The sequence below is a fragment of the Microbacterium rhizomatis genome, from assembly GCF_008710745.1.
In the GTDB taxonomy this organism is placed as follows: Bacteria; Actinomycetota; Actinomycetes; order Actinomycetales; family Microbacteriaceae; genus Microbacterium; species Microbacterium rhizomatis.
Genome location: NZ_VYSA01000005.1, coordinates 138,712 through 160,078, shown reverse-complemented (window position 1 = coordinate 160,078; position 21,367 = coordinate 138,712). Strand labels below are relative to the sequence as shown.

The window sequence follows — 21,367 nt, the reverse complement described above, 5'->3', positions numbered from 1 at the left end:
GAGGGCTCAGCCTTTGACGGCGAGGGCAGCCTGATACAGCTCGCGCGAGGAGTGACCCGTGTGGGCCGAGACCTCGGATGCGGCATCCTTCAGGCGCGTGCCCGACCGCACGAGCTCAAGCACCTGAGTGACCGCATCCGGGAACGAGAACACCCGTACCGCGGCGCCCTCGACGACGATGACGAGTTCGCCGCGCACCCCCGCGGCCGCCCATTCGACCAGTTCGGCGAGCGTGCCGCGTGCGACCTCTTCGTACATCTTGGTGAGTTCGCGACAGACGGCCGCACGGCGGTCAGCGCCGAAGACCGTCGCCATGTCGGCCAGCGTCGCCGCGACGCGGGCGGCCGAGTCGAAGAAGACCATGGTGCGCCGCTCGGCAGCCAGGTCGCGGAACGCGGTCAGGCGCTCGCCGGACTTGCGGGCCACGAAACCCTCGAACGTGAAGCGATCGGTGGGCAGGCCCGAGACGGCGAGCGCGGTGATGACCGCGCTCGGGCCGGGGATCGCCGTCACCGTGACACCGGCGGCCGCCGCCGCGGCCACGAGTCCGTAGCCGGGGTCCGAGACGGTGGGCATTCCGGCATCCGAGAGCACGAGCACATCCTCGGTGCGCGCACGCTCGACGATCTCGCCGGCGCGCTCCTTCTCGTTGTGGTCGTGGAGGGCGATCAACCGCGGCCGATTCACGACCCCCAGGTGCTGCAGCAGACGCTGGGTGGTGCGTGTGTCTTCGGCCGCGATCACCGTCGCCGACTCGAGCACCTCGATCAGGCGACGCGACGCATCGCCGAGATTGCCGATCGGCGTCGCCGCGAGGATGATCACGGGCTCAGCGTAGTTCTCCAGCGACGTGTGCTTGCCCCCCGACGAGATCCACGGGCTCTCACACCGACTCGCCCGCGCGTCCACCGCTAAGACTCCGGGATCTAGGGGCGAGTAAGACGCTAGTACTGGTACGCCATCTTTCCCCGGACCGTTGCTTGGTTGTTGCCGATGATTTCGCCCTGTGACGTTTTGAACAAGGTCCACGGCACGTTGGGTTTGAGCGTGTTGCTGGGGGTCACGTTGGCCATTTTCAACTGCAGGCCCTGGAGCATCTCGTAGATGAACTGCGTGTACTCTTTTCCTGACGCCGCGAATTTATTTATGGCCTTCTCGTGGAGGTTGAGTGTCTTCACGGCAAGGTCTGCATCCCCGTTCATATCCACGCCGAAGTACTTGGTCGCCACAGTAATGTTGTTGCTTCTGTTTTCAGCTTCGGTGAAAAGAAGTCCCGCGGTTCTCATCCGGGTCGCGTCATCGCCGGCCAGGGTCACAGTCTGCGCGCCCTGAACGTTCTCATACACGCCCCGGTCGAGTGCGTTGTTCATACTGATCGTGCGAAGAGCGAACTCGTTCGTTTGAGCGCTCGCAACGTCTTCGCTGTACCACGCGCGCCAGGTGGGGTTGGCCTTGAGCTTCGCGCTCATCCCTTCGCGATACTCAGTCGGCATCTGCGCGAGCATGGTGTCGAGATCGTCTACGCCTCTAAGCATTTTGGCGGTGAGGAGTCCGGCGGCTCCGGCCCCGAGACCGAGCGCGGTTTCCGACCATGCCGCGGCGTCGGAGGTGAAGAACGCCGCGGCGTTCTCGTCGACGAAGTCGGGGGCGAGGTCGGAGATGACCCGGCCGGTCGCGATCGCAACACTGTAGAGGTCGGCGCCGAGGCCCCCCACGAGCGAGACGGCGCCGCCCCAACCGAGTGCGCCGAGTCCTCCCGTGGCGATCGTCGAGATAGCAGCCACGGCACTGATCGCCGCCAGGAAGAGCCCCTGCCAGGCAATCACGCCATTGACCACGGCGTCCCATTCGGGAGTGCGCCCGGTGGGGTCGCTCATCATGATGGGGTTGAGGTCGGCGTAGTTGTACGTGTTGTGCAGTTGTGCGGTGTCTTGAGTGATGAACCGCATCGTGGCCGGATCGTAGGTACGGGCCCGCAGGTGCTGACTGCCGGTGGGAGCGGCATATTCGGCGGAGTACTGGAACGGCTGATATGACAGGCTCCCGACCCACCCCGCTGTCGCACCCGAGCGCGCATCCACCTCGGCGCCGGCACCGGTGGTGGTGGTGGGAGTGCCATAGTCGCTGTAGGTGTACCGCGTGGTGGGAGCGCCATCCGCAGCGGTGAGCGTGCTGATGTTGCCGTGCCGGTCCTGGGTGTAATAGGTCGTTTCCGTCCCGATCTGCGGGCCGGAAGTGCTGCGGCTGTGTCGGGTGGCGGCGATGAGGTACGACGCGATCCCGGAGGGGCTATCGCCCTGCGCGTGGGTGTCATTGATCAGGGTGGTGCCGTCCCAATAGAACGCGGCCTCCCCAGATCCTGCCGGGTCGCTCGTGGTGAGGCTCGCGCGTTGCCCGGTCGCCCAGTACGCGGTCAGGAGAGTGTCGCCCGCCGGTGCGGTCTCGGTGACGGGCCTGTTCACAGCGTCATACGTATACCGCGTGCCGTCCACCGCGGTAGTGAGGTTGCCTGCCGCGTCGTAGGTCGGGGTGACGGTCGTCACGGTTCCGTCTGGTGCGGTGGTCGTGAGGGCGGCGATCGCTCCCGTCGGGCTGTACGCGAACTCGCGCACCGTCGTCACGTTGACACCGCTGTCAGGGTCCGGGACTGTGATCGTCTCGCGTGACACGTCTCCCGACACGGTCAACACGTACGTCGTGTCCGACAGCAGCGCCCCATCCTCGCTCTCGCCCTGATGGACAGTGGAGCGGGTGAGACGGTCCTGCACGTCATATGCATAGACCGTCGTCGATGTGCTCGTGGCCGTGTCGTCCGCCGGAGAGGTCGTGTCCGTGCGGTGGGTGAGGTTTCCGCGCGTGTCATAGATGTACTCCCGGGCATCCTGGACGCTGCCGTCCGGACCGGTCGTGGTCTCGGTGGCGATCTGCCCAGCCGAGGTGAACGCGTACCGGGTGATGACCCCGTTAGCCCGGGAAAGCTCGGTGACCCGCGCGTACGGGTCGTACGCGTAGCCGACCCGGCTGACCTCCGCACCATCGGCATCGGTCTGGACCGCGGAGGTCATCAAGCCAGCCTTGTCGTACGCGTACGAGGTGGTATTCCCGGCGATATCGGTCGTGGTCATCCTGCGGCCGTTGCCGTCGTACGTGTGGGTGATCCGCTTCCCATCCGGGTATGTGGTGCTCGTCGTGTTACCGAACGCGTCATACGTATACGACACCTGCGTACCGGCCCGATCGGCGGGGTCGAACACCGCGAGCAGATTGCCGGTGACGGGGTCGTACTCGAACCCGCTACGCACCTCCACCCCGATCGGAGACGTCGTCACCGTCTCGAGCAGTTCCCGGGTGACCGCGTCGTACCTGTTCACGGTGACGGCCCCGTACCCGGTCGCCGCCTTCTCGACCCGCATGTCTGGCGTGTACTGGTACGTCGAGACGAGCCCGTTCTGATCGGTCTCAGACACCGTCTGACCGAGGATATCGAGGGTGCGGGTGCCGCCCGAACGCGACTGGTCGCCGTCGGTCAGGACCTTCTCCACACTCGTCCCGAACTCATCGAACCGGCGCTCCGCGACCACCGGCACCCCACCCCCGACCTCAGGAGCGACTGTCGTCGAGATCGGGTTGCCGAACACATCCCGCGCCGTCGTCGTGGCCTTCGTTCCGTCGGTGGTAGCCGTTTCGCGCCCGAATCCGTCGAACACTGACGCGATCGTCGGGACCGGGAGGGCGTCGGCACGGGTGCCGCTGACTTCCGTCGTCTGCCCCGCGACATCCATCACACTCGTGCTGGTGAACTCGGCGTCCGCCATCTTGCCCGTAGGGGTCAGGCCCGTGGTGACGGTGCGGGCGATGTCGTCGTACCGGGTGATCTTCGTCAGCCCCGTCGCGGCGACAGTCTCGACCTCACGACCGAACACATCCTGCTTCGTGACCGTGACCGCGCCCCACGCGTCGGTGACCTCCACCGTGCCGGGGGCGGGATATGCCCGCGACTCCACGACCCGCACGTACCCGTCGACGGGTTCACCGTCCTTGAGGTTGTCGGTGATCTTCACGACCCGACCCAGCACATCCGTCTCCGTCGTGGTGGCCACTCCGTCCGGGGTGGTGGTGACGGTCGCGTTGATCCCGTCCGTCTGCACCGTCCGATACGCGGTGCGGATCGTGTTCTCGGTCGCGTCGGTCTGCGCGGTTACTCGTCCTGCCGTGTCGTACTGCGCAGTTGCGGTGTTCCCGAGCGCATCGGTCGCTTCCACCGGCTGACCGGCGAGCAGGTCGGTGACTCGGCTGGTGGTGACGGCGAGGTCTGTTCCCGCGGCGACCGTGTCGGTGGACGTGACCGTGCCCGTGCCCATGTCGATGTCTCTGGCATGCATCGTCACGACCGGTTCACCGGTGCCACCCTGCGCGAACGCGCGCTCCGCGGAGACGAATCCGTCCGCATCCACTGTGCGCTCGGTCTTCGCCGTACGCGTCAACTCGCCCCCGGCCTTCCCCGTGAACGTCTCCTCCACGACCGCTGCGGTCCGCGCGTCATTCAACTCATACCGGGTTTGGGAGACGAGCCCGTCGGCGGTGGTGACCGTCTTGGACAGGGGCAGCCCGATGGGCAGTACCGCACCCGCAGGGATCGTGTCGTCGTACGTCGTCTCCGTCACAGCCCCATCCGCGGAGATCTGCGAGGTCGGCCGGCCGAATGTGTCGAACTCGTACTGCTCGGACGTGGTCCGTTCTCGTCCTGCGGCGTCCCGGAAGGTCACGTCGGTCGTCGTGGGCCGGTTGAACTGTTCCGGGAGGTCCCACGGGAGCGGTACTTTGTCGCCATCCGTCCCGGGATATCTATACCCTTGCTTCTGGAGGGTGACCGGCCCGTTGGAGGTGGTCACTTCCACGGAGCGGTCGATCAGCAGATGGGTGGAGTTGTACTCGGAGGTCACCCGGGTCGGTCCGTCCGACAGGACCGTCTGGTAGCGGAACCCGCTGTCGCCGGAGTCGAACACGTCCTTCTCACCGGCATACACCGGCCAACCGGACGCGACGCCGGATGCAGCATCCCACTCCCGTGACGACAGTTCGGCGCCGGTGAGTCCGTCGATGACGCGGACACGGTCCACCGCGGCCGACCCGTCCGCCAGGGTCTGCCACGACACCTCCGTCACCGCACCCGACACCCCGGTGATCCGAGAGATCAGCCCGGACGGGTGATACGACACCGTGATCCGCCCACCGACCGAATCGACCACCGCGGCAACCCGGCCACCGTCCAGTTCCACGACACTCGACACCGCTCCCGCACCCGTGGTCCGGGTGACCCGCACGGCGGCGGGGTCAGACCAGTCCACCCCGGTCACCACACCCACCGCATCGACTGTCCGCTCCAAGCGGTGCGACCCGTCGGTCGCCCACACCCAGTCCGTCCGGTTCCCGAAAGCACCGGCCTGGGTCAGCGGATCCCCCGCCGCACTGAAATACGTCCTCATCCCCCCGGTCTGCGAGAGCGTGAACCCGTACTCACGATCCCCCACGGCCCCGTCCGCGCGGCCCGCCAACATCCCACCCGTCTGCGAGAACACCGTGTCTCCGAGCACGTACCCGGACATGCCGCTCGGGGTGCTGGCGTCGGCGTCGTACACGCCGCCCGACGCCGGGTAGACCTTCACTCCACCGGTGACACCCACCGCGCCCAGCCCTGCCACGACCCAACCCGAGCCGAAACCCACCCGGTTCGCCCCCACAGCGCGGGAGTCCCAGCGCAAACCCAGATCAGCCACGGGAACACCGAACGAGAACGAGCCCACCCGCTCGTCGATAAGACCCTCGACCCCGTCACCCAGCCCGAACCCACCCACGACCGGCTCCGCCGAACCCGACTCGCCATCACCGTCCGCCGCGTTCGCCGAGACGACGCCGGAACTCAAGACCACACACCCTGCCAGAACTATGCCCAGGCCCAGGCGCCACACGGCGAAACGAGAAAGCACGGATAATCCCCAGACGTGATAGAGCTTCACATACCAGTATATCACTTGTGCTCGCGCAGTGCCGGCGTCAGCTAGCGAAACCCTCGGGCGCCAGGCTTTAGGCTGACACGGTGCGAAGGCCCACACTGTGCAGGCGGATACGGTGACGACGTCCGTCGAGCCGCTCCTCCCCGCGCGCCCGTCGCTGTACGACTCGTGGACGGTCAGGCTGCGCGCAGATCCGCGCAAGCGCCGTCTCGCCGGCTGGCTGGCACCGACGCTCATCACGCTGCTCGCCGGCATCCTGCGGTTCTGGAACCTCGGGCAGCCACACACCTTCATCTTCGATGAGACGTACTACATCAAAGACGCGTGGAGCCAATGGAACCTCGGGTTCCCTGCGACCTGGCCCGAGGGCGCGGATGCCCGATTCGCACTCGGCGAGACCGACATCTTCAACATCGCGGGAAGTTACGCCGTTCATCCGCCGCTCGGCAAGTGGATCATCGGCGCCGGCATGGCCCTGTTCGGGCCCGACTCGTCCGTCGGGTGGCGCGTCACCACGGCCCTGTTCGGCACCGTGCTCGTTCTGCTCACGTACCTCGTGGCACACGCGCTCATCCGCTCGACGGTCTTCGCCTCGGTCGCGGCGTTGCTGATCGCGATCGACGGACTCGCGATCGTGATGAGCCGGGTGGCGATCCTCGATATCTTTCTTGCGTTCTTCGTGCTCCTCGCGTTCTGGTTCGTGCTTCTCGACAGACGAAGGCACCTCCATCGCCTGTCGACGATCGTGGCCCAGCGGATGCGGGATGACCGGCAGCCGGCGTGGGGTCCGGTGTTCTGGAACCGCCCGTGGCTCGTCGCCGCAGGGGCCGCGGTGGGAGCCGCGACGGCCGTCAAATGGTCGGGCCTGTACGTGGCTGCAGGTCTGGGCGTGTATCTCGTCGTCACGGACGCCCTCGCTCGGCGACGCGCCGGAGTGCGGCTGTGGCCGGCGGACGCCGCCTTCCGACAGGGACCGGTTGCGTTCGTGCTGTTCGTTCCGGTCGCCTTCGCCGTCTACCTCGCCTCCTGGACCGGGTGGCTCATCACCGAGGGCGGCTGGGATCGTCACGTCATCGATGACAACCCGGCGACCGGATTCTGGTCATGGGTACCGCTCCCCCTACAGAACCTCTGGGCGTACCACGAGCAGATGTACGGCTTCCATGTCGGCCTGACCAGCCCGCACAGCTACGCGAGCCCGGCCTGGCAGTGGCCGCTGCTGCTCCGGCCGACCTCGATGTATTACCACGCCGATACCTTCGGGCAGGCCGGGTGCACTGCGACGAACGGCTGCGTGGAGAACGTCTACAGCATGCCCAACCCACTCATCTGGTGGGGGGCGATCGCCGCGGTGATCTACCTCTGCTGGCGGTTCGTGCGGACGAGGAACTGGCGCTACGCGGTCGTCATCACGGGCGTTGCAGTCACCTACGTGCCGTGGCTGCTGTATCCGGAGCGCACGATCTTCCAGTTCTACACGATCGCGATGCTGCCTTTCCTCGTGCTTGCACTCGCCTTCGCCCTGCGCGACATCGCCGGCGCGGGCCGCATGGAGCCTGCGCGGCGAAAGAGCGGTCAGCGCGTCGTGATCGTGTTCCTGGCGTTCGCCGTTCTGGTGTCGGCGTTCTGGTACCCGATCCTCACCGCGACCTCCGTCCCCTACGACTTCTGGCGCCTGCACAACTGGCTGCAGAGCTGGGTGTAGCGCTGCGGGGTGTAGCGCCCTCATCCCCGTCGTTCGCCTAGAACGGAGGGACCCGGTACAGACCCTGATCCGGTTCGCTCGCGCGGGGTGGCGCCGCAGTCTGGCGCCCGCGCCGTCCCCTTCCCCGCGAATCGGCACCCGCGTCCGTGCGAACGAGACGGTCGTAGGTGGGGAGGACCGCGAGAGGGTCGAAGTTCTGCCTTCGGTCCTCATTCCAGCCGACAGCCCCGGCGAGCTTTCCGCGGAGGTCGAACACGGCCGACTCGAGCATGTCGATGCCCGCCGGGATCAGCCGGTACCACCGCCAATTCAGCTCCTCGCGCACATCGACGAAGCCCGATCGATACAGGATGCGAAGATGCTTGGACGCAGCTGATCTGCTGATCTGGAATTCGAGACCCACGACCTCGGCGATCTGACCCGACGTGTGTTCGCCACTCGCGAGGATGTCGACGATCCGCCGACGGACGGGCTCGGCCATGACCTCGAACGGATGCATGGGGCGAGATTACGCGGCGTTCAAAGCATCCCGCCGACCATGGCGCGCAACCTGTGGAAGGAGCTCCGCAGCGAGCACATCGGGAGGGATTCAAGGTTCGGACTGGCGTTGGCCGATGAGCACCCGCCGCCGCGTTGGCGGTATCCGCCCCGCCGCGTTGGCGGTATCCGCCCCGCCGCGCGGGGGCTTGAACCCCTTCCAAATCGCAATGAACTCCAAACTCACAAGCAGACGAGATGTGTTCCGCGTCGGTACGGGTTTGTGAACGCGAAGTTCATCCCGAAACCCGGCCCCACCCGCAGGCGTGAACGCGAAGTTCATCGCAACATCGAGACGTGCCGCAAGCCCGCGTGATCGCGAAGTTCATCCCGAAACCCGGCCCCACCCGCCGGCGTGAACGCGAAGTTCATCGCAACATCGAGACGTGCCGCAAGCCCGCGTGAACGCGAAGTTCACCCCGAAACCCGGCCCCACCCGCCGGCGTGAACGCGAAGTTCATCGCAACATCGAGACGTGCCGCAAGCCCGCGTGAACGCGAAGTTCAACTCGATATTGGGACACGCGCCCAGCCCATGTGAGCGCGAAGTTCATCGCAACATCGAGACGTGCCGCAAGCCCGCGTGAACGCGAAGTTCAACTCGATATTGGGACACGCGCCCAGCCCATGTGAGCGCGAAGTTCAGCGCGGTTGGCATACCCCGACGAGTAAGGGCGCACGGACTTTAGGATGGAGGGCTATGCCTTCCCCCGAACCCGTCATCTCGTACCCGCCGGAGCTGCCCGTCAGCGCCGCGCGAGACGAGATCGCGCGCGCGATCCGAGACCACCAGGTCGTGATCGTGGCCGGCGCCACCGGCTCGGGAAAGACCACGCAGCTGCCGAAGATCTGCCTCGAGCTCGGCCGCACCCGCATCGCCCACACGCAACCGCGGCGGATCGCGGCCCGCACGATCGCGGAGCGCATCGCCGAAGAGCTGCAGGTGCCGCTCGGCACGACCGTCGGGTACAAGGTGCGCTTCACCGACAAGGTGTCAGAAGACACTCGCGTCGCCCTGATGACCGACGGCATCCTCCTCAACGAGATCCATCGCGACCGGCTGCTGCGCCGCTACGACACGATCATCGTGGACGAGGCGCACGAGCGGTCGCTCAACGTCGACTTCCTCATCGGGTACCTCCGGCGCATTCTCCCCGAACGCCCAGACCTGCGCGTGATCGTGACGAGCGCGACGATCGACCCGGAGAGCTTCGCGAAGCACTTCGCGGATGCCGGCGGCACCCCCGCACCGATCGTCGAGGTGTCGGGGCGGACGTATCCCGTCGAGATCCGCTACCGCGCCCCGGTTGAGGCAGCCGACCCTCGCGACGCCGATGACGTGGTCGATGCCGTCGAGGCGAACATCTCGAAGGACGCACGGGGCAGAAGTCGCGGGAATCGGCGCCCGGTGAAGACATCTGCCCCATCCGTCCTTCCGGATGAACGCGATGACGTCGACACGGTCGTCGCGGCGCTCCGCGAACTCGATCGCGAACCCGCCGGCGACGTCCTCGTCTTCTTTCCGGGCGAGGCCGAGATCCGCGACGCCGCCGACACTGTGCGCGGCGCGTACGCGAACGATGCGAATCCGACCGAGGTGCTGCCTCTCTACGGCCGGCTCAGCGCCGCCGAACAGCACCGCGTCTTCGAACGGTCGAAGGTCGCGGGCGTGCGCCGTCGCGTGATCCTCGCCACGAACGTCGCCGAGACCAGCCTGACCGTGCCGGGGATCCGCTACGTGGTGGACACCGGCACGGCGCGCATCTCGCGGTACAGCGCCCGCTCGAAGATCCAGCGGTTGCCGATCGAGGCGGTGTCGCAGGCGTCTGCGCAGCAGCGCTCGGGGCGCGCGGGGCGCACCGCGCCGGGAATCGCCATCCGGCTGTACTCCGAGGAGGACTTCGACAAGCGCCCCGAGTACACCGAGCCCGAGATCCTCCGGACGAGCCTGGCGGCTGTCATCCTGCAGATGCTCTCGCTCGGCTTCGGCGATATCACGGCATTCCCGTTCCTGACCCCACCGGACTCCCGCGGCGTCAAAGCCGCATTCGACCTGCTGCTCGAGTTGCGTGCGGTCGAGCTTCCGCGGGGCGCCACGCCCCGCCTGACGCCGCTCGGCCGCGAGATCTCACGGCTGCCGATGGACCCGCGCTTCGCGCGGATGCTCATCGCCGCACGCACGACGGGCGTGCTGGCCGACGTGAGCGCGATCGTCGCGGGTCTCACGATCCAGGACGTGCGGGAGCGGCCCGAAGAGCGGCGGGAAGAGGCCGACCGTCTGCACGCGCGCTTCACGGATCCGAACAGCGACTTCCTGAGCATCCTGAATCTCTGGACGTACCTCGAGGAGCAGCAGGCAGAACTCGGCTCGAGCGCGTTCCGGCGGCTATGCCGCGCGGAGCACCTGAACTACGTACGCGTGCGCGAGTGGTTCGACGTGCACCGCCAGCTGCGTTCCCTGATCCGCTCGGACGACCGCCGGGGGCGCGCGGCCGAGCGAGCGCCCCGGGTCGACGCGCCCGCCACGGCCGACACCGACGCGGACGCCATCCACAAGGCGATCCTGTCCGGGTTGCTCTCGCATATCGGCATCCTCGACGAGCGCTCGGTCGCCAAGGCCCCTCCCGCGCGCTCTGCGAGCGAGCGCACCGAGACCAAGCGCCTCGCCGGCGCACAATACCTCGGCGCGCGGAACGCCCGATTCTCGATCTTCCCCGGGTCGGGCCTCAAGAAGAAGCGGCCCCCCGCGGTGATGGCCGCAGAGCTCGTCGAGACGAGCCGCCTGTACGCGCGCACGGTCGCCGCGATCGACCCCGAATGGGCTGAACCGCTCGCGGGCGACCTCGTGCGCCGGCAGGTCAGTGACCCGCATTGGTCCAAGGATGCCGGTGCCGCCGTCGCGACGGAGAAGATCACGCTGTTCGGGGTCGAGATCGTGCCCCGTCGTCGCATCCAGCTGGCCAGGGACGACCGTCCTCTCGCACGCGAGATGTTCGTGCGTCACGCGCTCGTCGAAGGTGAGTGGGATCCGACCCGCCTCGACAAACGCCTCACCGCCTTCCTCCGGCGCAACGTCGAGCAGCGCCGCCGACTCGAGAAGATCGAGGAGCGCGAACGCCGCCGCGACATCCTCGTCGGCGACGAAGCGGTGTTCGCGTTCTACGATGCGCGCATCCCGCACGACGTCTTCGATGTCCGGTCATTCGAGAAGTGGTGGCAGGATGCCTCGACCCGTACGCCGCGGCTGCTCGACCTGACCGAAGCCGACCTCCTCGACGAGGTGGGTCGCACCGACGAGCGCGAGTTCCCGGCCCGCTGGCATCAGGACGACCAGGTGCTCTCGCTCGCCTACCGGTTCGAACCCGGGGCGGCGGACGACGGGGTGACCGCGGTGGTGCCGCTTGCTCTTCTCGCCCAGCTGCGCCCCGACGGATTCGACTGGCAGGTGCCGGGGATGCGCGACGAACTCGTCACGGCCCTGCTGCGCGCTCTTCCCAAGTCGATCCGGCGCAACGTCGTCCCGGCCGCTGACTGGGCCGCGACGTTCTCCGGCGAATTGGCCGGCCTCGGGCCTGAGGCGCACGCCGGCGTTCCTGCGACGACGCTGCGCGACGCACTGGCGGTGCTCGTGCAGCGCGTCGCGAATCAGCGCGTCAGCGCCGATGACTTCGATATGGATCGCGTTCCCGGCCATTTGCAGGTCTCGTTCCGTGCCGTCGACGATCGCGGTCGCGCGGTCGGTTCCGACCGCGATCTGGCTGCGCTTCAGCAGCGGCTGGCAGGGCGCGCGCGCAGCACGGTGGAACGCACGCTCGAGAGGCCCTCGGGACCACGGGCGCTGGGCGAGCGCGGGGGGACGAAGAGCGGCCCGGTGCCTCCGGCGACCGCCCTCACGCGCTCCGGCCTGACCGACTGGACCTTCGACGACCTGCCCGACGTGATCGACACCAGGGTCGCTGGCGGCGTCGTGCGCGGTTATCCGGCCCTCGTCGACGATGGGGCCTCCGTGTCGGTGCGGATCGAGACCTCGCCCGAAGGCGCCGCCCGCGAGACGCGCGCAGGAGTGCGACGCCTCTTGCTGCTCGCCGTGCCGTCGGCGGCACCGTACGTGCTCGAGCACCTCACCGCCGCCGAGAAGCTGGCGTTGGCCGCATCCCCCTATCCGTCGGCCAAAGCGCTCATCGAAGACTGCCGCGTCGCCGTCGCCGACGCGGTCATGGAGCGCGCCGCGCCCGGTGGCGTGCGTACTCGCGCCGAGTTCGAACGTCTGCGCGAGGCGCTGTCTTCGGTCAGCGTCGACGAGCTCTTCGCCGCCGTGTCGCTGTGCGCCCGCATCCTGCAGCGATGGAGGGATGCTGATCGCGCCCTCCGCGGCCAGAACGCCCTCACTCTGCTCGGCGCCCTGAACGACGTCCGCGGGCAACTCGAGGGGCTCGTCTTCCCCGGATTCGTCACACGCACCGGGCTCGCCCAACTCGGGCACGTGCCCCGCTACCTTCAGGGCGCGATCGACCGCGTCACGACGCTGGTCGACAACCCCGGTCGCGACCGCCAGCGGATGACCGAGTTCGAACGGGCGGCGACGGTCTATGCGGACGCCGGAGGCATGATCCCGCCTTCGGCCGATTCCCCAGCCGGGATCGTGCACGCCAGATGGCTGCTCGAGGAGTACCGGATCAGCCTGTTCGCGCAACGTCTCGGGACCGCCGAGCAGGTCTCGCTCCCCCGCATCGTGAAGGCCATCGCCGGCTGACCGACCGCGAGAGCGCGACTGCGGTCACCGACGGCGGATCATCCTCGTGCCGCACGCGGAGCGCGGTGTGCCGGGCGTCCGCCCCGCGTACCTGCGAGTCGGGATCGCTCGCTACGCTCGTGGCATGACCGGACTTCGCTGGGGAATCCTCGCCACGGGCGGCATCGCCCACGCCTTCGCCACAGACCTGCGCGCCGCGGGCCTCGATCTGATCGCCGTCGGATCGCGCACCCAGGCGTCTGCGGACGCGTTCGCCGCCGAGTTCGACATCCCGCGCGCGTACGGCTCGTACGAGGCCCTGGTCGCCGACCCCGACGTCGACATCGTCTACATCTCGACCCCGCACCCCGCCCACGTCGAGAACGCCGTGCTCGCCCTGGAGAACCGCACGCACGTCCTGATCGAGAAACCGATCACCCTCAACGAGGGCGAAGCGGCCCGCATCCGCGATCTCGCGGCCGAGAAGGGCCTTCTCGCGATGGAGGCGATGTGGACGCGGTACCTGCCGCACATGGTGCGCATCCGCGAGATCATCGCGGAGGGCACGCTGGGCGATATCCGCGCCGTGACGGCCGATCACACGCAGAAGATCACGGACGATCCCGGCCACCGGCTCAACGCGAGAGAACTCGGCGGCGGGGCGCTGCTCGACCTCGGCATCTACCCCATCTCGTTCGCGTGGGATGTGCTGGGCGCGCCCTCCGGCATCCAGGCCGCTGCGCGGCTGCAGGGCACGGAGACCGACGCCGACGTCGCGACGATCTTCACCTACCCCGGCGGGCAGATCGCCACCACTCTGTCGTCGTCGCGTGCGGTGGGCCCGAACACCGCGAGCGTCCTCGGCACCGAGGCGCGCATCGATATCGACAGCGTGTGGTACACCCCCACATCGTTCCGCGTCATCGCGCCCGACGGCACGGTGCGGGAATCCTACGAGTCCGACGTGATCAGCCGGGGTATGCAGTATCAGGCGTTCGCCGCCGAGCGGCTCATCGCCGAGGGAAACCTCGCCGGCGATATCCTTCCCATCGACGAGTCCGTGGCGATCATGGGCACCCTCGACGAGATCCGCCGGCAGATCGGCGTGCGCTACCCCGGCGAGTGAGGGCCGAGGACGAGACTGCGCAGTGACCCGGCCCAGCGGGTGACACACTGGATGCATGCCCGACTCACAGAGCGCCCGCGTCGCCGTCTACCTCGACTTCGACAACATCGTGATGTCGTGGTACGACCGCGTGCACGGGCGCAACTCGTACGCGCGTGATCGGCAGCGCATCGCCGAGAACCCCACAGAGCCCGAGATCGCGGAGCGGCTCGCGGCGGCGACGATCGACGTCGGCGCCATCATCGACTTCGCGGCGTCTTTCGGCACCCTGGTGCTCACGCGCGCCTACGCCGACTGGTCGTCGCCGGTCAACGCGATCTACCGCACGCAGCTCGTCGGGCGCGCGGTCGACCTGGTGCAGCTGTTCCCCGCGGCGGCATATGCCAAGAACGGCGCAGACATCCGCCTCGCGGTCGACACGGTGGAGGATATGTTCCGGCTTCCCGACCTCACGCACGTCGTGATCGTCGCCGGCGACTCGGACTACGTCCCGCTCGCGCAGCGGTGCAAGCGGCTCGGCCGCTACGTGATCGGAGTGGGTGTCGCGGGCTCGACCGCGAAGTCGCTGGCGGCGTCATGCGACGAGTTCGAGGCGTACGACTCGCTGCCCGGGGTCAAGCCCATCGTGCGGGCCCCGGCGAAAGAGGCGCACTCCGGCCGAGCAGCCAAGGAGCCGGCCGCGAAAGAGCAGGCCGCGAAGGCGCCCACCGAGCCCGCCGCGGACGCTCCCGCGAAAGACGCACCCAAAACGCGCTCGCCCGGCCGCCGCACCAGCGCGAAGGCGAAGGCAGAGACGGCGGATGCTGCGGCCACCGCCGAGTCGGCCGTCTCCGGTGAGCCGCAGACCGCGCCCCCCGCCGTCGTCGATGGCCCGCCCGCGGCGCCGGGCACTGCTCTGGAGTTCTCCGGGGCATCCGACGTCGAGGCCACCCTGGTGGGGGCGCTCGACGTCGTCGCGCCCAAGCGCACCAACCGCCGGGTGTCGTCCAAGACCCTGGCCGCCGCGGCCGAGGCCGCCGCATCCGTTCCCCCCCTCGTCGAGGAACCGGCGGCGGATGAGCCGGCGGAAGACCCGCAGGAGACCGCCACCGCACTGCTGGAGAGGGCCCTTCGACTGGGTCACGACAAGGACGATGCGGAGTGGCTGCACAGCTCGGCGGTCAAGACGCATATGCGTCGCATGGACCCGTCGTTCAGCGAGAAGGCGCTCGGATACCGGTCGTTCTCCGACTTCGTCAAGGCGCGCGAATCGATCGCGGAGCTCGAAGAGACCGGCCACGAACGCTTGGTGCGTCTGCGTGAGCAGTGACAGCTCACGGTGCAATTTCGTGCCGTGAGAAGACCCGTCGAGTAAAGTGACGCGTGTGGCACGTCTGACTGCCCCGCCGGGCTCGCAATCCTCCCTCCGGGAGGCCAATCGAGCGCGCCTGGTCGAATCGCTCAAGCGGCACGGCCGTTTGACGCAGGTCGAACTCGCCGGAAGCACCGGATTGTCGCCGGCCACGGTCTCGAACATCGTCAAGGAATTGACCGCATCGGGGCTGCTTCACACCTCGATCACGTCGCGGAGCGGTCGCCGCGCGACCCTCGTCTCGCTGGCCCGCCAGCTGGGCCTGGTGGCGGGGGTGCACTTCAGTTCACGCCAGCTGCACATCTCGATCGCCGACGCCACCCGCACCGTCGTCAGCCAGACCTCGCTCCCCTTGCCGCTGGATCACCGGCACGATGCAGAACTCGATCGGCTGAGCATCCTCCTCAGCGACATGATGGAGTCCCTCGGCGGCTCGGTGAGCGACCTCCTGGCGGTGGGGCTGGCCCTTCCCGCATCGATCGACTACCGCACCGGAATGATCTCCACCCCGGGTCTGCTTCGCGGGTGGGAGGGCGTCGACGTCGCCGAGAGCCTCAGCGAGCGCATCGGGCGGCCGGTCTATGTCGACAGCGAGGCGAACCTCGGCGGCCTGGCCGAAGCCCGAGAGGGAAGCGCCCGCTCCGTGTCGTCGTCGGTCTTCATCCGGGTGGGGCACACGATCAGCGCGGGACTCGTCGTCGGTGGCGACCTGTTCCGCGGTGTGAACGGAAAGGCCGGCCAGATCGGCCACGTCACGATCGACGAGAACGGGCCGATCTGCCGCTGCAGCAACCGCGGCTGCCTCGAGACATTCGCCGGGGGTCCCGCTCTCCTTTCGCTCTTCCCGCCGAGCGACGGCATGCAGCGGCTCGGTGACCTCATCCAGGCAGCCGAAGCGGGCGACGGCAGCTCACGTCGAGTGATCGCCGACGCCGGACGCCACATCGGCATCGCCGCAGCGAGCCTGTGCAACCTGTTCGATCCCGAACTCATCGTCATCGGCGGAGAACTCGCCCAGGCCGGCGAGATCCTGATGGCTCCGATGCGCCACTCCCTCGACCGCAGCGCACTGGCCGCAGCGGGCGGGCTGCCCGAGATCGTGGGCGCCTCGTTCGGCGATTGGGCCGAGACGCGCGGTGCGATCGCGGTGGCCCTCGATCACGTCACGGTCGACGCCGAGGCGATGCCGTTCTCGGCGTGAGCGGGCGGAATGCACCCATGCGCACAGACGTGGCACGCGGATCCAGAGCGCCCGCGAGGCGGTTGGCGGCCATCGCCGTCGCTCTCGTGCTGGCCGTCGCCGGGCTCACCGGATGCGCCCCGTCATCCGACTCCGCCGGCACGATCGCCTTGCTCCTCCCGGATGCGAAGACGTCGCGCTACGAGACGTTCGACCGGCCGACGTTCGAGAGCAGGGTGGCTGAGCTCGGGTCGTATCAGGTGCTCTACGCCAACGCCGATCAGGATGCGGCCAAGCAGCAGCAGCAGGCCGAATCCGCCCTCGCGAACGGCGCGGGCGTGCTCGTGCTCGATCCCGTCGACGGAAAGGCTGCCGTCAGCATCGTGAACGCCGCGAACTCGGCCGGCGTGCCCGTGATCTCGTACGACCGCCTCGTCGCGGGCGGCACCCTCGCCTACTACGTGTCGTTCGACAACGAGAAGGTGGGCGTCCTGCAGGCGACTGCGCTCGTGGACGCGTTGAATGCGGCGGGTGAGCCGGATCCCGGCATCCTGATGGTCAACGGCTCGCCGACCGACAGCAACGCGACCTCGTTCAGTGACGGCGCCCGCAGCGTGATCGACCGCAGTGACGTGCGAATCCTGGCGGAGTACCAGACCCCCGACTGGAGCCCGGACAAGGCGCAGGCCTGGGTGGCCGGCCAGATCAGCCAGTACGGCGACAAGATCGCCGGCGTGTACGCGGCCAACGACGGGACGGCCAGCGGGGCGATCTCGGCGTTCAAGGCGGCGGAGGTCTCGCCCCTGCCTCTGGTGACGGGGCAGGATGCCGAACTCTCCGCGATCCAGCGGATCGTCGCCGGAGAGCAGTACATGACCGTCTACAAGGCGATCCGGCAGCAGGCGACGCTGGCGGCGGAGATCGCGGTACATCTGCTCAAGGGAGAGACCGTCACGGCCCCGCTGGAGGTCGATGGCGTGCCCGCCACACTTCTGGAGCCTGTCGCGGTGACGATCGACAACATCATGCAGACCGTCGTCGCCGATGGATTCTGGACCGTGGCCGACATCTGTACGCCGAACTACGCCGAGGCATGCACCAAGGCCGGGATCGGTTAGCCTTCTGCGGGCCGCACATGATCCGAGGGATGAGAGCGCAACGATGCCGATGACACAACCCCGCGTGGGACGAGCCCGCGAGCGCGTGCTCACGGTGCGTGGGATCGGCAAGCGCTTCGGTGCGGTGCGAGCGCTCACCGACGTCGACTTCTGGGTCAACGAGGGCGAAGTGGTCGCCCTCGTCGGCGACAACGGAGCAGGCAAGTCCACCCTGGTGAAGCTGCTGTCGGGCGTCCACGAACCGGATGCCGGCACGATCGAGTACGACGGGGAGCTGGTCGAGATCGCCAGCCCTGCGGATGCTCAGCATCTCGGGATCGCGACCGTCTTCCAGGATCTCGCGCTGTGCGACAACCTCGATGTCGTCGCCAATCTGTGGCTCGGGCGCGAGCTGGTGCAGGGCACACGGCTGGACGAGGTCGACATGGAGCAGCGCACGTGGTCGCTTCTGCGCGAGCTGTCCGCGAAGATCTCGTCCGTGCGCACCCCTGTCGCGTCCCTGTCCGGCGGCCAGCGCCAGACGGTCGCCATCGCACGCTCGCTGATCGGCGACCCCCGCGTCGTGATCCTCGACGAGCCGACGGCCGCGCTCGGCGTCGCACAGACGGCGGAGGTGCTCAACCTGATCGAGCGGCTGCGCGAACGCGGCCACGGCGTCGTTCTCATCAGTCACAACATGGCCGACGTCATGGCGGTTGCCGACAGGGTGGTCGTGCTCAGGCTCGGGCGCAACAACGGGGTGTACAACGTCGCCGAGGTGACGAGCGCCACCCTGATCGCCGCCATCACCGGAGCGACCGACAATGCGGTGACCCGCCGTGCGGCCGACCGGCCGACCTCGTCGGGCTCCGCGGTCCCGGCCGAGGAGGGCATGATCATTCCGCTCCCCCGCTCCGGACCTCGTCGCATGAAGGATCTCGCCCGGGACACCGACGCATGAGTCTCGGCAGACCCGACCCGACGGGCGCCGTGGCGACGGTCGACTTCGACGACAACGGCGTGCTGGGCCGCACCGGCATCCGCCGGTGGCTGCGGACCCTGCTCACCCGCGTGCGCGGCGGTGACCTCGGTTCCCTCCCCGTGGTGATCGGACTGGCCCTGATCTGGACGGTGTTCCAGATCCTCAACCCCGTCTTCCTGTCCAGCCGCAACCTCGTCGATCTCACGATGCAGTGCGCCGCCATCGGCACGATCGCGCTCGGCGTGGTGCTCGTCCTGCTCGTCGGCGAGATCGATCTGTCGGTCGGCTCCGTCTCCGGGCTCGCCGGTGCCGTCCTCGCGGTCTCGTTCGTGCAGCTGCAGTGGCCCCTCGAGCTGGCCCTGGTGGCCGCCGTGGGAATCGGATGCCTCGCCGGCGTGCTCTACGGCTTCCTGTACACGCGGTTCGGCGTGCCGAGCTTCGTGATCACCCTCGCCGGTCTCCTGGGGTTCCTGGGGCTGCAGCTCTGGGTGCTCGGGAGCGCGGGGTCGATCAATCTGCCGGACTCGTGGATCGTCGAGTTCGCGCAGCATCTGTTCCTTCCGGCCTGGGCGTCGTATCTGGTGGTGGTGATCGCGGTGGGCGGATACGCCTGGTCACGGATCCGTCTCGCGCAGCGGCGGTCGGCGGCGGATCTGATCAGCCAGAGCTATCTCGACATCGGCGTGCGCGCCGGGACGCTGCTCGTCTTCCTCCTCGTGGCGACGTGGTACCTGAACCTGTCGCGCGGAGTCGGGGTGATGTTCCTCTTCTTCCTGATGCTGGTGGTTCTCGCGAACTTCCTGCTGACTCGAACGCGGTGGGGGCGATCGGTGTACGCCGTGGGCGGGTCGGACGAAGCGGCGCGACGTGCCGGCATCCACGTCGACCGGGTGTACATCTCGGTGTTCGCATTGTGTTCGAGCCTCGCGGCGGTGGGCGGCATCCTCGCAGCCGCTCGCCTCGGCGCCGCCAACCAGAGCTCTGGGGTGGGCGACACGAACCTCAATGCGATCGCGGCCGCCGTGATCGGAGGAGCGAGTCTTTTCGGAGGACGCGGCACGGCATTCGCCGCGCTGCTGGGGATCGTGGTGATCCAATCGATCTCGTCCGGCCTGACCCTGCTCAACCTGGATTCGTCCGTGCGATTCATGATCACGGGCATCGTGCTGGTCCTCGCGGTGATCGTGGATTCGCTGTCGCGACGCACCCGAACAGCCGCCGGACGAGCCTGATCCCTCTCCGGCCCCGTCAGTCGCCCGGATCTCAAGGTGCGTATGCCGAGCATCCTGAGTTCAGGTCCCAAACTCTAGCGATCACTCGGGTTTCAGAGGGTGTCCATAACCTTCACACAATGCGTGGGCAGGGGGCCGAATGCGTGCCAGAATGCCCAGAGATCACCCCGACGTGTACAGCGACGTGAGTCACGCTCTGAACCCATGAGGCGCGTTGCCAAAGCGTTACGTTCAAGACTTGACGACAAGCTCTGATCTCGTCAGGCTTTCCTCAAGCGAACCCGCCAGGCAGACCTGGACCTCGCACATTCAACGAAGAAAGGCGAAAGATGAAGAAGTCTTCCCTCTTTGCCGTGGTCGCACTCAGTGGTGCGGCGGCGGTCATGCTTGCCGGATGTTCCGGCTCCAGCGGTGGCGGCACGACGACGGCGGCTGCTGCAGATGCAGGCCGCGCCTGCGTGATCCTTCCCGATGCGGCGTCCTCGCCGCGCTGGGAGAACTTCGACCGCAAGTACCTGCAGGAAGGTCTTCAGGCCGCCGGTTTCGAAGCCGACATCCAGAACGCGCAGGGCGACGTCAACAAGTACTCGACGATCGCCGACCAGCAGCTCACCAAGGGCTGCGGCGTCATGCTCCTCGTGGACTACCAGGGTGCGGCAGTCGCCGTCGCCAAGAAGGCCACAGCTCAGGGCATCCCCGTGATCGCGTACGACCGTCCCTTCACGGGCGCGGACTACTACGTGTCGTTCGACAACGTCAAGGTCGGCGAGCTCCAGGGCCAGACCGTCCTCGACGGGCTCAAGGCCGCCGGCAAGGACCCGAAGACGGCGACCGTCGTCTACATGGGCGGCGACCCGACCGACGGCAACGCCAAGATGTTCCACGACGGAGCCGTCAAGGTGATGGAAGCCGCGGGCATCAAGGCAGCGGCCGAGCCTCCGGGAGTCTGGGACCAGGCGAAGTCGCAGACCAACTTCGAGCAGGCGCTGACCTCGCTCGGCGGCAAGGTCGACGGCGTCTGGGTCGCCAACGACACGAACGCGGCCGGTGTCATCAAGGTCCTTCAGGACAACAACCTCAAGGGCGTTGCCGTGTCGGGTCAGGACGCGAACGTCGCAGGCCTTCAGAACATCCTCCTCGGATGGCAGACCGCGACCGTCTACAAGCCGGTCAAGGACGAGGCAACCGCTGCGGTCGACACCGCGGTCGCTCTGCTGAAGGGCAGCACGCCCTCCGCCAGCGCGAAGTTGGACGACGGTACGCCGTACATCCAGGTCACGCCGATCCTGGTCGACCAGACCAAGGTGAAGGATGTCGTCGCCGCCGGTGACGCCGCCTACGACGACGTCTGCACCCCGGATGTCGCGGCAGCCTGCGCGCAGTTCGGTGTCGTCGCGCCGTAGCGATATCGG

Annotated in this window: 12 protein-coding genes; 9 read left to right on the top strand and 3 right to left on the bottom strand. The window is 67.8% G+C overall.

The features are described from left to right. Positions 1 to 6: 6 nt before the first annotated feature. Both rsmI and F6B43_RS17805 read right to left on the bottom strand, forming a co-directional pair. On the bottom strand, positions 7 to 825 hold the full coding sequence (gene rsmI, locus F6B43_RS17810; protein WP_150450353.1) for a 16S rRNA (cytidine(1402)-2'-O)-methyltransferase: 819 nt from the start codon (positions 823 to 825) through the stop codon (positions 7 to 9). Positions 826 to 944: 119 nt separating this feature from the next. Then, positions 945 to 5,924, bottom strand: a complete 4,980-nt coding sequence (locus F6B43_RS17805) for an RHS repeat-associated core domain-containing protein (protein WP_150450352.1) — start codon at positions 5,922 to 5,924, stop codon at positions 945 to 947. A gap of 205 nt (positions 5,925 to 6,129) precedes the next feature. Here F6B43_RS17805 and F6B43_RS17800 point away from each other — a divergent pair, with 205 nt between their 5' ends. Continuing rightward, positions 6,130 to 7,719, top strand: coding sequence for a dolichyl-phosphate-mannose--protein mannosyltransferase (locus F6B43_RS17800; RefSeq protein WP_150450351.1), 1,590 nt, complete (start codon positions 6,130 to 6,132; stop codon positions 7,717 to 7,719). A 37-nt stretch (positions 7,720 to 7,756) separates the two neighbouring features. Here the strand turns inward: F6B43_RS17800 and F6B43_RS17795 are convergent, their stop codons facing one another. Continuing rightward, positions 7,757 to 8,218 (bottom strand): ArsR/SmtB family transcription factor, encoded by a 462-nt coding sequence (locus F6B43_RS17795; RefSeq protein WP_150450350.1) that lies wholly within the window; start codon positions 8,216 to 8,218, stop codon positions 7,757 to 7,759. 737 nt (positions 8,219 to 8,955) lie between these two features. Here F6B43_RS17795 and hrpA point away from each other — a divergent pair. The 8 genes from hrpA (at position 8,956) to F6B43_RS17750 (ending at position 21,358) form a co-directional block, all read left to right on the top strand. After that, positions 8,956 to 13,008 (top strand): ATP-dependent RNA helicase HrpA, encoded by a 4,053-nt coding sequence (hrpA, locus tag F6B43_RS17790; RefSeq protein ID WP_150450349.1) that lies wholly within the window; start codon positions 8,956 to 8,958, stop codon positions 13,006 to 13,008. A 124-nt stretch (positions 13,009 to 13,132) separates the two neighbouring features. Next, positions 13,133 to 14,113 (top strand): Gfo/Idh/MocA family protein, encoded by a 981-nt coding sequence (locus tag F6B43_RS17785; RefSeq protein ID WP_150450348.1) that lies wholly within the window; start codon positions 13,133 to 13,135, stop codon positions 14,111 to 14,113. Positions 14,114 to 14,168: 55 nt separating this feature from the next. Continuing rightward, positions 14,169 to 15,422, top strand: a complete 1,254-nt coding sequence (locus F6B43_RS19680) for an NYN domain-containing protein (protein WP_170285735.1) — start codon at positions 14,169 to 14,171, stop codon at positions 15,420 to 15,422. Positions 15,423 to 15,477: 55 nt separating this feature from the next. Continuing rightward, positions 15,478 to 16,665: an ROK family transcriptional regulator gene (locus F6B43_RS17770; RefSeq protein ID WP_211368199.1), complete on the top strand. Its 1,188-nt coding sequence runs from the start codon at positions 15,478 to 15,480 to the stop codon at positions 16,663 to 16,665. A gap of 17 nt (positions 16,666 to 16,682) precedes the next feature. Next, positions 16,683 to 17,762 (top strand): sugar ABC transporter substrate-binding protein, encoded by a 1,080-nt coding sequence (locus tag F6B43_RS17765; RefSeq protein ID WP_150450347.1) that lies wholly within the window; start codon positions 16,683 to 16,685, stop codon positions 17,760 to 17,762. 49 nt (positions 17,763 to 17,811) lie between these two features. After that, positions 17,812 to 18,702 (top strand): ATP-binding cassette domain-containing protein, encoded by an 891-nt coding sequence (locus F6B43_RS17760; protein WP_150450346.1) that lies wholly within the window; start codon positions 17,812 to 17,814, stop codon positions 18,700 to 18,702. Beyond that, the gene (locus tag F6B43_RS17755) at positions 18,699 to 19,955 is read left to right on the top strand and encodes a sugar ABC transporter permease (RefSeq protein WP_150450345.1); all 1,257 of its coding nucleotides are present in this window, start codon (positions 18,699 to 18,701) and stop codon (positions 19,953 to 19,955) included. Before F6B43_RS17760 ends, F6B43_RS17755 begins: the two co-directional genes overlap by 4 nt. A 329-nt stretch (positions 19,956 to 20,284) precedes the next feature. Next, positions 20,285 to 21,358 (top strand): sugar ABC transporter substrate-binding protein, encoded by a 1,074-nt coding sequence (locus tag F6B43_RS17750; protein WP_150450344.1) that lies wholly within the window; start codon positions 20,285 to 20,287, stop codon positions 21,356 to 21,358. Positions 21,359 to 21,367: the final 9 nt, after the last annotated feature.

What these genes read in the sequence shown, in the direction of transcription:
- F6B43_RS19680 (WP_170285735.1), top strand. Translation starts at nt 14,169, where the DNA reads ATGCCCGACTCACAGAGCGCCCGCGTCGCCGTCTACCTCGACTTCGAC.
- F6B43_RS17765 (WP_150450347.1), top strand. Translation starts at nt 16,683, where the DNA reads ATGCGCACAGACGTGGCACGCGGATCCAGAGCGCCCGCGAGGCGGTTG.
- F6B43_RS17750 (WP_150450344.1), top strand. Translation starts at nt 20,285, where the DNA reads ATGAAGAAGTCTTCCCTCTTTGCCGTGGTCGCACTCAGTGGTGCGGCG.
- F6B43_RS17755 (WP_150450345.1), top strand. Translation starts at nt 18,699, where the DNA reads ATGAGTCTCGGCAGACCCGACCCGACGGGCGCCGTGGCGACGGTCGAC.
- F6B43_RS17785 (WP_150450348.1), top strand. Translation starts at nt 13,133, where the DNA reads ATGACCGGACTTCGCTGGGGAATCCTCGCCACGGGCGGCATCGCCCAC.
- hrpA (WP_150450349.1), top strand. Translation starts at nt 8,956, where the DNA reads ATGCCTTCCCCCGAACCCGTCATCTCGTACCCGCCGGAGCTGCCCGTC.
- F6B43_RS17760 (WP_150450346.1), top strand. Translation starts at nt 17,812, where the DNA reads ATGACACAACCCCGCGTGGGACGAGCCCGCGAGCGCGTGCTCACGGTG.
- F6B43_RS17795 (WP_150450350.1), bottom strand. Translation starts at nt 8,218, where the DNA reads ATGCATCCGTTCGAGGTCATGGCCGAGCCCGTCCGTCGGCGGATCGTC.